This is a genomic window from Bradyrhizobium prioriisuperbiae (assembly GCF_032397745.1).
Classification (GTDB): domain Bacteria; phylum Pseudomonadota; class Alphaproteobacteria; order Rhizobiales; family Xanthobacteraceae; genus Bradyrhizobium_A; species Bradyrhizobium_A prioriisuperbiae.
In genome coordinates this window covers 2249393-2264013 of the sequence record NZ_CP135921.1, presented here as the reverse complement: position 1 = coordinate 2264013, position 14621 = coordinate 2249393, and the positions used below count along the sequence as shown (strand labels likewise).

Here is a 14621-nt window from a genome sequence, read left to right as displayed (position 1 = left end):
CTTGGTCGCGCTTCGGGGCAAGGAAATCGACGGCTTTCTCGCAAGGCCCGATTCAAACCGCCCAATCATCCTGCTGTATGGCCCCGACACCGGCCTCGTGCGCGAGCGCGCCGATGCCTTGATGGCGTCGGCGGTCGATGATCCCAGCGATCCGTTTTCCCTGATCCGGCTCGATGGCGATGAACTCGCAAGCGAACCGTCGCGCCTGGTCGACGAGGCCATGACCATCCCGCTGTTTGGCGGCCGGCGGGCGATCCGCATCCGCGCCGGGGGCAAGAACTTCTCCAGCGGCATCGACACCCTCGCCGAGATGTCGCTGAAGGATTGCCGCATTGTGATCGAGGCGGGCGAGCTGCGCCCCGACGCACCGCTGCGCAAGGCCTGCGAGCGTTCCAAGACCGCCGTCGCCATCGCCTGTTATCCCGATACTGAGCGCGACCTGGCGCGGCTGATCGACGACGAGCTGCGCGCATTCGAGCTGCGGATTTCGCAGGATGCGCGCAACGCCCTGGTGCAACTGCTGGGCGGCGACCGCCAGGCCTCCCGCAACGAAATCCGCAAGCTCGCGCTGTACGCCCGCGGTGAGCGCGAGGTGACGCTCGAGCATGTCATGGCCGTGGTCACCGACGCCTCCGCGCTCGCACTCGACGCCATTGTCGACGGCGCTTTCGCCGGCCGCCCGGCGGACGTGGAAACCGCGTTCGCCAAGGCGATGGCGTCCGGCACCTACCCCGGCATGATCATCATGGCAGCGCAGCGCCAGGCGGCGCTGCTGCACAAGGTCCGCCTGTCGGTTGAAGACGGCATGTCGGTCTCGTCCGCCGCCGATGCCGGATTTCCGCGGCTGCATTTTTCCAGAAAGCCAATGGTCGAGACAGCGCTGCAGAATTCGACCGCGGACCGGCTGATGCGAATCATCGGCCAGCTCGCCGACGCCGCCTTCGAGATGCGCAAGCAGTCCGACCTCGCCAGCCCGATCGCGCAGCGTGCGCTGATGGCGGTGGCGGTGAATACGCGGCGGCGGGGGTGAGGAGCGCAGGCTCGCCACACCCACTCCGTCATTGCCGGGCATGACCCGGCAATCCAGCTTTCTTCAACAAGATCACAACACCCGTTAAGCGTCTAAGCTGGATCCGCGGGTCAAGCCCGCGGATGACGCAGAATTTGCGGGGCGCGTTACCTGTAAATTTGGCCTCTTATTTCGCCGCTTCCAGCCTTCTCAAAATCTCGTCGAGCTGGTCGAGAGTCCCGTACTTGATCTGCACGGTGCCACCGGGATCGCGGTGATCGACATTGATCTTCATGCCGAGCGCATCGCCGATGCGTTTTTCCAGCGCGACGGTGTCCGGATCTTTTTCGGCCTTGGCGGCGCGCGGCTTCTGCGGCGCACGGACCGGCACGCCTTCCTCGTGGGCGAGCGCTTCAGTCTGGCGCACGCTCAGGCCTTCCTCGACAACCCGCTTGGCCACCGCCGTCGGCGCCGCCACGCCGATCAGCGCCCGCGCATGTCCCGCGGACAATTGGCCGGAGGCGATGTAGTCCTGCACTTCGTCCGGCAGCCTGGTCAGCCGCATCATGTTGGCGACGTGGCTGCGGCTCTTGCCGACGACTTTGGCGATGTTCTCCTGGCTGTGCTTGAACTCGTCGGCGAGCGCGTGATAGCCGCGCGCCTCTTCCATCGCGTTGAGGTCCTCGCGCTGCACGTTCTCGATGATCATGATCTCGAGCGCGTCGGTGTCGCTGACCTCGATCTGAACGATCGGCACGTCGTGCAGGCCGGCGCGCTGTGACGCACGCCAGCGGCGTTCGCCGGCGATGATCTCGAAACGATCGGCCGAGCCTTTCAAAGTCCGCACCACGATCGGCTGGATGACGCCGTGCTCCTTGATCGACGCAGCGAGTTCGTTGAGCTCGGTGTCGTCGAAGGTGCGGCGCGGATTGCGCGGATTGGGTTTGAGAAATTCGATCGGCACCTTGCGCTGCGCGCGCGCGCGCTCGGGATGCGCCGCCGCTTCGCCGCCGACGTCGCCGATCAAACTCGCAAGACCACGACCCAACCGCGAGCGCGTCTCATCGGCCATCGCCACCATCTCCTTTGGATTCAACTCCGCGCTCCACTCTCGACATACATTCAAACAAAGACTCATCTCCTCATGGTGAGGAGGCGCAAAGCGCCGTCTCGAACCACGAGGCCAAGGCGCTCACTTCACGGCCTCATCCTTCGAGACGCCCGCTGCGCGGGCTCCTCAGGATGAGGGATAAAGGCAAGCGCTCGACTAGTGCGCCAGCAGTTCACGTTCGCGCTGAATCACTTCGGTTGCGAGCCGCAGATAGGCCTCGCTGCCGACGCACTTCAGGTCGTACACCAGCACCGGCTTGCCGTAGGACGGCGCTTCCGAAATCCGCACATTGCGCGGGATCATGGTGTCGTAGACTTTCTTGCCCATGAACTGGCGCACGTCGGCGACGACCTGGTTCGACAGGTTGTTGCGCGAGTCGAACATGGTCAGCACGATGCCGTGGATCGACAGGTTTGGATTGAGCGTGGAGCGCACCTGCTCCACGGTCTGCATCAGCTGCGACAAACCTTCGAGCGCGAAGAACTCGCACTGCAGCGGCACCAGGATGGCGTCGGATGCAGCCATCGCGTTGATGGTGATCAGATTCAGCGACGGCGGGCAGTCGATCAGCACATAAGTGTAATCATTGCCTTCGGGGTAATTCTCGTTGAGCACGGCAATGGCGTTGCGCAGACGGAAGGCGCGGTCGCGGGTCGTGCCGAGCTCGAGCTCGAGACCGGACAGATCCATGGTGGAGGCGGCAATATGCAAACGCGGCACCGCCGTCGGCACGATGGCCTCGCGCAGCGTCGCCTCGCCGATCAGCACATCATAAGTGGAGCAATCGCGGTTGCGGCGGTCGATGCCGAGCCCGGTGGAGGCGTTGCCCTGGGGATCGAGATCCACAATCAGCACCCGCTCGCCGATGGCTGCCAGTGCCGTGCCGAGGTTGATGGCCGTGGTTGTTTTTCCCACGCCACCCTTCTGGTTGGCCAATGCGATGATGCGGGGGTGCAGCGGAGACGCGCTCTCGCCCGTATGATCTTGATCCAATTGAATATTTTCACTCATTTGCTGGCCGTTTGCGTTGCCGAGGGGGATGCGAGACGCCGTTCGATCCGGTCGAATTCAGCGACCCAGCCGTGTCCGCCGGTGCGGCTGGGATGGAGCTTAGGCTCGATTTTCCAATATTTAGTAGCTTCGGTCAATTCGGACTCTACATCTTGTCCTTTCAAAAACAAAGCTTTGGCTCCGTTTTTGACCAGAGATTCCGTAAAACCCAGCAGCACGTTAAGCGATGCAAGCGCACGCGCGGTGACGCAATCGATCGGACCGCGGAAACTATCCACATAATCCACGATATCCGCGAGGTGCACCGTGCCCCGTCCCCCGGTGACCCGCAGCGCCTCGCGCAGGAACGCCGCCTTTTTGGCGTTGCGCTCCACCAGATGCACCATGGCGCCTTCGCGATCCGCCATCACGCAGGCGAGCACCACTCCGGGAAAGCCACCGCCGCTGCCGAGATCAACCCAGGTCCTGGCGTTTGGCGCCAGCTCGAGAAGCTGCAACGAATCGGCAATGTGCCGGGTCCAGATCTGGGGCAGGGTCGATGGCGCCACCAGATTGGTCTTGGCCTGCCAGGTCACCAGCAGCTCGGCATAACGATCGAGCCGCGCCTCTGTTTCACGTGAAACAGGCGTGAGCGCCAAAGCCTCCGCCTTGTCGTTCTGGGAGATCTGAAAGGCCGCCGACTGATTTGCCACGGCGCATTGTCCTTATGAAGTTGAGGCCGCCGCGGGCTTGCCCGCATGGCTGCGGGATTGCCGTCGCAAATAGGCGGCGAGGATCGCCAGCGCCGCCGGCGTCAGTCCGTCAAGGCGGCCGGCCTGGCCCACGGTCCGGGGCTGTGCCGCGGCCAGCTTATGCCGGGCTTCGTTCGACAGACCGGGCACCGCGTCGTAGTCGATCTCGGTCAGCAGCAAGCCTTCGTCGCGCCGGAAGGCGTCGACGTCGGCGGTTTGCCGGGCGAGATAGACGTCGTACTTGGCATCGATCTCCACATGCACTGCGATGGCCGGATCGATGCCGCCGAGCTCAGGCCAGATCGCCGACAGCGTGTGCCATTCGATATCCGGATAGGCCAGCAGCTCGAACGCCGAGCGCCTGACCCCGTCGCGGTTCAGCGCCAGGCCGTGCTTGGCCGCCTCGTTCGGAGTGATATTGAGTGATTTCGCAAGCGCCTTGGCCGCACCCAGTGCTTCCATCTTGTGGCGATGAAACGCGGTTCGCCCTGCCCCAACGCATCCCAGCGCGATGCCGCGCTCGGTCAGGCGCTGATCCGCATTGTCTGCCCGCAGGGTCAGCCGGTATTCGGCGCGCGAGGTGAACATGCGATAGGGCTCGGTGATTCCGCGAGTCACCAGGTCGTCGATCATCACCCCGAGATAACCGTCGGCGCGATCGAACACGATGGGGTGGCCGCCGCTCGCGACCAATGCGGCATTCAACCCGGCCACCAGGCCTTGGGCGGCCGCCTCTTCGTATCCAGTGGTCCCGTTGATCTGTCCGGCCAGGAACAGCCCCGGCATCCGCTTGGTCTGCAGGGTCGGATCGAGCTCGCGGGGATCGACATGGTCGTATTCGATGGCATAGCCGGGGCGAACCATGCGGGTGCGCTCGCAGCCGGGAATGGTGGCCAGGATCGCCTGCTGCACCTCTTCCGGCAACGAAGTCGAGATCCCGTTGGGATAAACCGTGGTGTCGTCGAGCCCTTCCGGCTCCAGGAAGATCTGGTGGCCATCACGATCGCCGAACCGGACGATCTTGTCCTCGATCGAGGGGCAATAGCGCGGCCCCCGGCTCTGGATCTGTCCGGAATACATCGGCGAGCGATGCACATTGGCCCGGATCACCTCATGGGTGGCCGGCGTGGTCCGGGTGATCCCGCATTCGATCTGGGGCGTGGTGATCCTGGACGTCAGCACCGAGAACGGCTCGGCCGGATCGTCGCCGGGCTGCATGTCCACCGCGGACCAGTCGATGGTGGTGCCATCCAGGCGCGGCGGGGTGCCGGTCTTCAGCCGTCCCAGGGTAAAGCCAATGCGCTCGAAGGCCTTGGAGAGTCCCATGGCTGGGGCTTCGCCGACGCGGCCAGCGGGCCAGTTCTTCTCACCGAGGTGGATCAGTCCCCGCAGGAAGGTTCCGGTGGTGACAACCACTGCTCCTGTCGCGAATTCCGGGCCATCGGCCAGGCGAATCCCGGCAATCCGGCCGCCGGCCAGCAACAGATCATCGGCCTCGCCTTCGATCACGCTGAGATTGGCGGTCTCCCGGATCGCGGCCTGCATGGCGGCGGCATAAAGCTTCCGGTCGGCCTGAGCCCTGGGACCGCGAACGGCAGGCCCCTTTCGGCGATTCAGAACCCGGAACTGGATGCCCGCGGCATCCGCCACCCGGCCCATCACCCCGTCCAGAGCATCGACTTCGCGGACCAGATGGCCCTTGCCGAGGCCACCGATGGCTGGATTGCAGGACATGGCGCCGACGGTGGCAAATTGGTGAGTCACCAGGGCGGTTCGGGCGCCCATGCGGGCAGCCCCCGTCGCGGCTTCGCAGCCGGCGTGGCCTCCCCCGATAACAATGACGTCGAAACCAGTGCTCATGGTGCGCTCGCGGCACCTTCTATCGCGCAAACATAAAACCCGGAAGTCATATGTGGATCTCGGGCGCCAGAACGAGATGTTTCACGTGAAACAGGACCAGCGGCCCAAATTGTTTCACGTGAAACACCCCGGGCTATTTGCCGATGCAGAACTCGCGGAAAATGACATCCAGGATGTCCTCGACATCCACCCGCCCGGTCAGCCGCCCAAGCGCGTGAATTGCGACCCTCAGTTCCTCGGCAACCAGCTCTTCGCCCTGCCCCTTCGTGATCAACGCCCGCCCCAGCGCGTCCGCCGTTTCCCGCAGCAGCGTCCGATGCCTGACACGGCTGATCAGGGCAGTCTCACCGGAACCGAATGTGTCCCGGGCAAACACCACCAGGGCGGCGATCAGTTCGGTCAGCCCATCGCCGCGGGCTGCCGACAGGTCAAATCCCGTGGCTCCATCAGGCGTCGGGGCCGGGCCGTCGACAAGGTCCACCTTATTCCGGAGCCGCCAGACCGGCGCCCCATCGCCGATGGCGCCAGGTGACGCCGGATCGCGGGCATCGACCAGCCAGAGCACCAGATCGGCGGACGCCGCCCGCTGCTGGGCCCGACGCACCCCCTCCTGCTCCACCGGATCGGTGGTCTCGCGAACGCCGGCGGTGTCGAGCAGCGTCACCGGATACCCGTCGAGATCGAGATGCACCTCGATCACATCGCGGGTGGTGCCGGCATAGGGCGAGACGATCGCCGCCTCCCGCCGGGCCAGGCGGTTGAGCAAGGTCGACTTGCCGGCGTTTGGCGGGCCGGCGATGGCGACCACCAGTCCATCACGCAGGCGTTCACTTTGTGCCGATACCGCAAGGGTTTCTTCGATTTCAGCTTTGAGAGCCGCGATCCGCGCCAGGGCCGGCGCGATCAGTTCGTCGGGCACATCGCCCTCGTCGGAAAAATCGATGCCGACTTCGATCAGCGCGGACGCCTCAATGATCTGCTGCCGCCAACTCTCGGCTTTACCACCGAGCAAGCCCTTCAGCTGCCGCAGTGCCTGGCGCCGCTGCCGGTCGGTGTCCGCATGAATCAGGTCGTCGAGACCTTCGGCCTCGGTCAGATCGAGCTTGCCGTTCTCGAAGGAGCGCCGGGTGAATTCGCCGGGCTCGGCCGCGCGCAACCCGTCCATGGCTCCGAGGGTCTCGAACACCGCGGCGAGCACCGCGCGGCCGCCATGGACATGCAGCTCGGCGACGTCTTCGCCGGTGGCGCTGTGCGGCCCGGGAAACCAGAGCGCCACCGCTTCGTCGATCGGCTGGCCAGCTCCATCATGAAGTGTGGCCAGCGTCGCCAGTCGCGGAACTGGGCGCCGTCCCGCGAGTAAATCGAGCGCCGCCCCTGCCCGCCGGCCGGAAATGCGAACAATCGCAATGGCTGAGGGCGGCCGTCCCGACGACAATGCAAAGATGGTTTGATCTCTTAAGTCCATGGCTTAGGCTTATTTCCCATCAGGGCGGCTGGCAATCGCATGCCACCATCAGCTCTTATGTTGCAATGCACAACGGCGCTCTAGGGCTCCATGTTGCATCGCAACAATACCGAAAGACGGCTCATGGCCGATATTGCATCGCACAATAATCGTCTTGCTGCGGAAACCAGCCCCTATTTGCTGCAGCATAAAGCCAATCCGGTCGACTGGTGGCCGTGGGGGCCCGACGCCCTGACCGAGGCGCAACGGACCAACAAGCCAATCCTGCTGTCGGTCGGCTACGCGGCCTGCCACTGGTGCCATGTCATGGCCCACGAAAGCTTTGAGGACGAGACCACCGCCGGCGTCATGAACGATCTGTTCGTGAACATCAAAGTCGACCGTGAGGAGCGGCCCGACATCGATCAGATCTACATGAACGCCCTGCACCATCTTGGCGAGCAAGGCGGCTGGCCACTGACCATGTTCCTCACGCCCGACGGTTCGCCGTTCTGGGGCGGCACATATTTTCCGAAACACGCGCAATACGGCCGCGCCGCCTTCACCGACGTGCTGCGTGAGGTCGCGCGCATCTTTCACGAGGAACCGAGCAAAGTTGCGCAGAATCGCAACGCACTGGTCGCACGTCTCGCCGAGCGCGCGCAAACGAATAACCCTGCAAATATAGGCCTTGCCGAACTCGACAGCGCGGCCACCTCGATTGCGCGTGCGACCGATCCCGTGCATGGCGGCCTGCGCGGTGCGCCAAAATTTCCGCAATGCGCGATGCTCGAATTCATCTGGCGCGCCGGCGCACGCATGGCGGATCAGCGCTTCTTTCTCACCACTGAACTGGCGCTGATGCGGATGAGCCAGGGCGGCATCTATGATCATCTCGGTGGCGGATATGCCCGCTACTCGGTCGACGAGCACTGGCTGGTGCCGCATTTCGAAAAGATGCTCTACGACAACGCCCAGATCCTCGACCTGCTGGCGCTGGATTTCTCGCGCACCCAAAGCCCCCTGCTCCGGCAGCAGGCAGAGGAAACCGTCGGCTGGTTCATCCGGGACATGACGATTCCGGAAGGCGGCTTCTCGTCCTCATTGGATGCCGATTCCGAGGGTGAGGAAGGCAAGTTTTACGTCTGGTCGCTGGCTGAGGTGGAGCAGGTCCTGGGTTCCGCGGACGCCGCAGATTTTGCTGCGATTTACGACGTCACCGCTGCCGGCAACTTCGAGGGACACAATATCCTCAACCGGCTCAATAGTTTAGACCACAAGGAATACGACGAGGCGCGCCTCGCCATGCTGCGCGCCAGACTGCAGCAGAAGCGCAGCAAGCGGGTTCGACCTGGGCTCGACGACAAGGTGCTGGCGGACTGGAACGGGCTGATGATCTCAGCCCTCGCCCACGGCGCCACCGCCTTTGACGCGCCGGAATGGCTAACGATCGCCAAACAGGCCTTCGCTTTCGTGGCGCGAGCCATGACCCAAAACACCCAAGAAGGCGACCGGCTCGGTCATTCCTGGCGCGAGGGCAAGCTGCTGTTTCCGGGATTGGCCTCGGACTTCGCCGCCATGATCCGCGCCGGCCTCGCTCTGTATGAGGCGACCGGCGAACGAGGCTATCTCGACCAGGCCGTGCGCTGGCAGCACGCCCTCGACCGGCACTACGCCGACACCGAGCACGGCGGTTATTATCTCACCGCCGACGATGCCGAAGGCCTGATCGTCCGGCCGCACGCGACCATCGACGACTCCATACCGAATCACAACGGCCTGATCGCCCAGAACCTGGTGCGGCTGGCGGTGCTGACCGGCGATGCCCATTGGGGACGCCAACGCGATGCGCTGTTCGCAGCCATCCTGCCCGGCGCCACCGAAAATGTGTTCGGCCATCTGTCGCTGCTCAACGCACTCGACCTGCATCTGCGCGGCGCGCAGATCGTGGTGACCGGAGACGGCGAGGCATCCGACGCCCTGCTCACAGCGGCACGACGCCTGCCCCATGCGACGACGATCATCTTCCATGCTGTGAGCACCGATGCTTTGCCGCCGCAACATCCGGCGCGTGACAAGATCGCGGCCATAAAGGGTGAGGCCGCGGCCTTTGTCTGCCGAGGACAGAGCTGTTCGCTGCCAGTGATCAAACCGGAAGCGCTGGCTGCGTTGGTGGAGCACGGCACGACCGGAGGCTAACTTTCCGGTCGAAGCGGAACATCCCCACCGCGTCATTGCCGGACTTGATCCGGCAATCCAGCTTTCTTCAACACCGTCGTCGTATGCATCAAACGCTTAAGCTGGATCCGCGGGTCAAGCCCGCGGATGACACGGAGTGAAAAGAACCGCCCTCCGCCACACCACCGTTCGTGAAAGAAAAATGGCCGGGACAAAGCCCGGCCATCGTCATCTCAGATTGTCGCAACAGAGGTTGCGTTACGTGTTCATCGACTCGAAGAACTCCGAGTTGTTCTTGGTGTTGCGGAGCTTGTCGAGCAGGAAGTCGATGGCATCCATGGTGCCCATCGGATTGAGGATGCGGCGCAGCACGTACATCTTCTTGAGCAGCTGCGGATCAGTGAGCAGCTCTTCCTTGCGGGTGCCCGAGCGGGTGATGTCGATCGCCGGGAAGGTGCGCTTGTCCGACACCTTGCGGTCGAGGATGAGCTCCGAGTTGCCGGTGCCCTTGAACTCTTCGAAAATCACTTCGTCCATGCGGCTGCCGGTATCGACCAGCGCGGTGGCGATGATGGTAAGCGAGCCACCTTCCTCGATGTTACGCGCCGCGCCGAAGAAGCGCTTCGGGCGCTGCAGGGCGTTGGCGTCGACACCGCCGGTCAGCACCTTGCCGGATGACGGCACCACGGTGTTGTAAGCGCGGCCGAGGCGGGTGATCGAGTCGAGCAGGATGACCACGTCGCGGCCGTGTTCGACCAGGCGCTTGGCCTTTTCGATCACCATCTCGGCCACCTGGACGTGGCGCACCGCGGGTTCGTCGAAGGTCGAGGAGACGACCTCGCCCTTCACCGAGCGCTGCATGTCGGTGACTTCTTCCGGACGCTCGTCGATCAGAAGCACGATCAGATAGCACTCGGGATGGTTTGCGGTAATCGAGTGCGCGATGTTCTGCATCAGCACGGTCTTGCCGGTGCGCGGCGGCGCCACGATCAAAGCGCGCTGGCCCTTGCCGATCGGAGCGACGATGTCGATGACGCGGGCGGAGAGATCCTTGCGTGTCGGATCTTCCAGCTCGAGCCGAAAACGTTCATCCGGAAACAGCGGCGTCAGGTTATCGAAATTGACCTTGTGCTTGGCCTTTTCCGGATCCTCGAAGTTGAGGGTGTTGACCTTGAGCAGGGCGAAATAACGTTCGCCTTCCTTCGGAGAGCGGATGTGGCCCTCGATGGTGTCGCCGGTGCGCAAGCCGAAGCGGCGGATCTGCGAGGGCGAGACGTAGATGTCATCGGGGCCGGGCAGGTAGTTGGCATCCGGCGAGCGCAGGAAGCCGAAGCCGTCCGGCAGCACCTCGACCACGCCTTCGCCGATGATATCGGTTTCCTGGATGGCCAGTTGTTTGAGAATGGCGAACATCAGCTCCTGCTTGCGCATGGTGCTGGCGTTTTCGACCCCAAGCTCCTCCGCAAATGAGACGAGTTCGGCTGGGGTCTTGGACTTGAGGTCCTGGAGTTTCATTTCCCGCATTGGGATGGTCCTGTAGGGAGCGAAGAGGAGGAGGGTGCAGGGTGGCTCAGACGTGCGAATCACAAGGAAAGGGAGATCCGCAGGTCTTGAGCGTGAAGGTACCGGTGAAGGCCTAGAACCTGATGTGGCGACCGGTTTAAAAAATGAACCGTGTCACGACCACATCCGCCTGCGTTGGGTGGGATGACGCAAATATAGAAAGCAGCGGTGCTTTTCGCAAGATCGTTTCCGCATCTCCCACATCGGTCGCGGAAACTGCCGGGCTGGTTCAGAACGGCTTCACAATCGCCACGATGACGATTCCGACCATCAAAAGCGTAACTACCTCATTGATAATACGATAGAATTTATGGCTTCGGGTATTCCGGTCCAGGCTGAAGTCCCTGACACGGGCGGAAAAAAAGCCATGCAGACCCGACATCGCCAGCACCATGGCGAACTTGGCGTGAAACCAGCCCGCCATATACCAATGGCCGGCCCAGGCCAAATACAGACCGACAATCCAGGTCACGACCATGGCCGGATTGATGATGGCCTTCAAAAGCCGCCGTTCCATCACCTTGAAGGTTTCGGACTGCGGCGAGCCCGGCGCAGCCTCGCAGTGATAGACAAATAGCCGCGGCAGATAGAGCATGCCGGCCATCCACGAGATCACGGCGATGACGTGCAACGCTTTCAGCCATTCATACATCGCAACGATCCTAGGTAGCATTTCCGAAATTCCCCTCCCATCTCGGCGACCTCGTCGAGGGAATTTCGGAAATACAAGCTACACTAGAGTCTAAGGTTTTCTAGTGTCCCGATCGAATTCGAAGTTCGCTCAGAGGATGCTGCAAAGTGATGCGAACTTCGAATTCGGGACACTAGCTTAGTCCAATCTCAACCGCGGACGCGCTTGAGCATTCGTTCGACGTGCGCAATCGGTGTTTCCGGCAGGATGCCGTGGCCCAGATTGAAGATAAACGGACCGGAGGAAAAATCCCCCAGGATGCGATCCACTGAGCGATCCAGCGCATCACCGCCCGCCAGCAGCGCCAGCGGATCGAGATTGCCCTGAACCGCAACCTTGCTCTGCACGTGCTCCCTGATCAGCCTGCGATCGGCCATCCAGTCAACGCTGACGCCGTTCACCGGCACGCGATCCACGTAATCCACAAGGCTCGCGCCGGCGCCGCGCGGAAAGCCGATGATCCTTGCATCGGGGACCTGCTTGCGCACGCCTTCGACGATTCGCGCCGCCGGCTGCACGCACCAGCGCGAAAATTCCTCCGGCGGCAACACGCCGGCCCATGTGTCGAACAACTGCACCGCATCGGCGCCCGCCTCGAGCTGGCGCCGCAGATACTCGATGGAATTGACGATCAGCCGTTCGATCAGCTTTTCAAAGGCTTTTGGATGCCGATAAGCAAACAGCCGCGCCGGCGCCTGATCGGGCGTGCCATGGCCGGCGATCATGTAGGTCGCAACCGTCCACGGCGCGCCGCAAAAGCCGAGCAGGGCAACAGCCGGATCGAGGCTCGCCTTGACCCGGCGAACCGTCTCGTAAACCGGCGCAAGAATTGTTTGATCCACTTCGAGTGGCAAGCGATCGATCGCAGCTTCGTCCGCCAGCGGAGTGAGTTGAGGTCCTTCGCCCACCGCGAACGTGACCGTCTGGCCCAGAGCATGCGGAATGACCAGGATATCCGAGAACAGGATCGCAGCGTCGAATCCGAAACGGCGGATTGGCTGCAGTGTCACTTCGGTTGCCATCTCCGGATTGAAACAGAGATCGAGGAACGAGCCTGCCTTGGCACGCAGCTCGCGATACTCCGGCAGATAGCGGCCAGCCTGGCGCATCATCCAGACCGGAGGCTGAACAACCGATCCGCCAGCGAGCACATTGAGAACCGAGTTACTCACCGGTTTGTCGTCCTTCACTCTTCTCTAAAACCATACTTAAAGATTCTTAGGTTTGTAGTTGTTAGGCGGTGGATTGGACTCACGCAAAACCATCGACTCCTTGTCCCCGTGCTATCCACATGCCGCAGAGGTTATCCGCATCTCCCGGATTGTCCCCAGGGGCAGAGGAAGTTGGACGATTTCAAGGACTTCGCCGCATTCCGGGGATGATTATCAAGAGACAAATCCACATAACCTTATTATCATCCGTTTTGCCGTCGGGCTTCATCCCACAATGAGGCCTGTGAAGCAAAACCGGGTTTTTCCCAGAGACCGCGACCTCCGGCCGCTCATGCCGCACGAACCCCACACTGATTCACAGGATATACGGCGTGATGGCGACCAGTACCGGTAGTTATTTCCACCTTCACATGGTGTCGGATTCGACCGGCGAAACCCTGATCACGGTGGCGCGTGCGGTGGCTGCGCAATATTCCTCGGTGACCCCCGTCGAGCATGTCTACCCCCTGGTTCGCAGCCAGAAGCAGCTCGACCGCGTGCTTGCCGAAATCGAGGAATCGCCGGGGATCGTGCTGTTCACCCTGCTGGAAGAAGACCTGGTGTCGCGGCTCGAGGCCAAGTGCAAGGAAATCAACATTCCGAGCCTGTCCATCATTGGGCCGGTGCTGCAGCTGTTCCAGGCTTATCTCGGAGCCGCGACGTCGCATCGGGTCGGTGCCCAGCACACACTCAATGCGGAGTATTTCAAGCGCATCGATGCCCTGAATTATTCGATGATCCATGATGACGGCCAGCATGTCGAAGGCCTGGAAGAGGCGGACGTGGTCCTGGTCGGGGTGTCGCGGACGTCCAAGACACCAACCTCGATCTATCTTGCCAACCGCGGCGTGCGCACCGCCAACGTGCCGCTGGTTCCCGGCATTCCGATCCCGCGGCAATTGGAGACCCTGACCAAGCCGCTGGTGGTGAGCCTGCATGCCACCCCCGAGCGGCTGATCCAGATCCGGCAGAACCGGCTGCTCGGGATTGGCGCGCCGATCGGCAATGACACTTATATCGATCGTCAGTCGGTGACGGAGGAAGTGACCTTCGCGCGTCGCCTGAGCGCGAAATACAACTGGGCGCTGCTCGACGTGACGCGCCGCTCGATCGAAGAAACCGCCGCCGCGATCATGAAGCTTTATGCCGACCGGCAGCGGCAACGAGGCTGACACCATGACGCTCTGGCGCGGTGCGACGCCGCTGATTCTCGCCTCCCAAAGCCGTTCCAGGCAGATACTGCTGCAGAATGCGGGTCTGGATTTCGAGGCTATTCCGGCAGACATCGACGAGCGGGTGATCCAGCAATCGTCGGGCCTGACTGCGCCTGGTGACATCGCGCAGGTGTTGGCGTCGGAGAAGGCCGCGGCTGTCGCCAGGCATCATCCTGGGCGCTTGGTGATCGGCGCTGATCAGACCCTCGCGCTCGGCGAGCGTCTGTTCAACAAGCCCGCCGGCCGCGCCGGCGCCTTCGATCAGCTGCAGGCCCTGGCGGGGCATATGCATGAGCTGCATTCCGCCATTGCCGTGGTCCGCGACAACACCGTGCTGTTCGCGCATGTGTCGGTGGCGCGGATGACCATGCGGCCCTTGAGCGAGGCGCAGATATCCGCTTATCTCGATGCGGCGGGCGATGTCGTGACGACAAGCGTGGGCGCCTATCAGCTGGAAAAGCTCGGTGTTCACCTGTTCAGTCGCATCGAGGGTGATCATTTCACCATTCTGGGGCTGCCGTTGCTGCCCTTGCTTGATTTCCTGCGCAACCAGGGTCTGCTGGCCGCATAAAACGCCATCACAATTGCGGATAAACTG

General features: G+C 62.6%; 12 protein-coding genes. 4 read left to right on the top strand and 8 right to left on the bottom strand.

Going from position 1 to position 14621, the window contains the following annotated elements; translation table 11 throughout:
• The first annotated feature begins 1 nt into the window (after position 1).
• Positions 2–1030: a DNA polymerase III subunit delta gene (gene holA / locus RS897_RS10605; protein ID WP_315836515.1), complete on the top strand. Its 1029-nt coding sequence runs from the start codon at positions 2–4 to the stop codon at positions 1028–1030.
• 166 nt (positions 1031–1196) lie between these two features.
• Here holA and RS897_RS10600 read toward each other — a convergent pair whose 3' ends face one another.
• From RS897_RS10600 to mnmE, 5 genes are all read right to left on the bottom strand, one after another.
• Positions 1197–2081, bottom strand: a complete 885-nt coding sequence (locus RS897_RS10600) for a ParB/RepB/Spo0J family partition protein (RefSeq protein ID WP_315836514.1) — start codon at positions 2079–2081, stop codon at positions 1197–1199.
• 195 nt (positions 2082–2276) lie between these two features.
• A complete protein-coding gene (locus RS897_RS10595) occupies positions 2277–3131 on the bottom strand; it encodes a ParA family protein (protein WP_315836513.1) in 855 nt (284 codons plus the stop codon).
• Positions 3128–3823, bottom strand: coding sequence for a 16S rRNA (guanine(527)-N(7))-methyltransferase RsmG (gene rsmG, locus RS897_RS10590; protein ID WP_315836512.1), 696 nt, complete (start codon positions 3821–3823; stop codon positions 3128–3130). Before rsmG ends, RS897_RS10595 begins: the two co-directional genes overlap by 4 nt.
• 12 nt (positions 3824–3835) lie before the next feature.
• Positions 3836–5722, bottom strand: a complete 1887-nt coding sequence (gene mnmG, locus RS897_RS10585; RefSeq protein WP_315836511.1) for a tRNA uridine-5-carboxymethylaminomethyl(34) synthesis enzyme MnmG — start codon at positions 5720–5722, stop codon at positions 3836–3838.
• A gap of 133 nt (positions 5723–5855) precedes the next feature.
• The gene (mnmE, locus tag RS897_RS10580; RefSeq protein ID WP_315836510.1) at positions 5856–7187 is read right to left on the bottom strand and encodes a tRNA uridine-5-carboxymethylaminomethyl(34) synthesis GTPase MnmE; all 1332 of its coding nucleotides are present in this window, start codon (positions 7185–7187) and stop codon (positions 5856–5858) included.
• Positions 7188–7310: 123 nt separating this feature from the next.
• Between mnmE and RS897_RS10575 the strand changes: the two genes are divergently transcribed.
• A complete protein-coding gene (locus tag RS897_RS10575; RefSeq protein WP_315836509.1) occupies positions 7311–9365 on the top strand; it encodes a thioredoxin domain-containing protein in 2055 nt (684 codons plus the stop codon).
• A 237-nt stretch (positions 9366–9602) separates the two neighbouring features.
• Here RS897_RS10575 and rho read toward each other — a convergent pair whose 3' ends face one another.
• The 3 genes from rho to hemE all read right to left on the bottom strand — a co-directional run bounded on the left by rho (position 9603) and on the right by hemE (position 12770).
• Positions 9603–10868 carry a transcription termination factor Rho gene (rho, locus tag RS897_RS10570; protein ID WP_315836508.1) on the bottom strand — a complete coding sequence of 422 codons (1266 nt, stop codon included), beginning with the start codon at positions 10866–10868 and terminating at the stop codon, positions 9603–9605.
• 268 nt (positions 10869–11136) lie between these two features.
• Positions 11137–11559 (bottom strand): protoporphyrinogen oxidase HemJ, encoded by a 423-nt coding sequence (gene hemJ, locus RS897_RS10565; RefSeq protein WP_315836507.1) that lies wholly within the window; start codon positions 11557–11559, stop codon positions 11137–11139.
• A gap of 188 nt (positions 11560–11747) precedes the next feature.
• Positions 11748–12770 (bottom strand): uroporphyrinogen decarboxylase, encoded by a 1023-nt coding sequence (gene hemE / locus RS897_RS10560; RefSeq protein ID WP_315836506.1) that lies wholly within the window; start codon positions 12768–12770, stop codon positions 11748–11750.
• 374 nt (positions 12771–13144) lie between these two features.
• On the opposite strand from hemE, the gene RS897_RS10555 reads away from it, so the two are divergent.
• Both RS897_RS10555 and RS897_RS10550 read left to right on the top strand, forming a co-directional pair.
• On the top strand, positions 13145–13981 hold the full coding sequence (locus tag RS897_RS10555; RefSeq protein WP_315836505.1) for a pyruvate, water dikinase regulatory protein: 837 nt from the start codon (positions 13145–13147) through the stop codon (positions 13979–13981).
• A 4-nt stretch (positions 13982–13985) separates the two neighbouring features.
• Positions 13986–14594, top strand: coding sequence for a Maf family protein (locus tag RS897_RS10550; protein WP_315838585.1), 609 nt, complete (start codon positions 13986–13988; stop codon positions 14592–14594).
• Positions 14595–14621 lie beyond the last annotated feature (27 nt).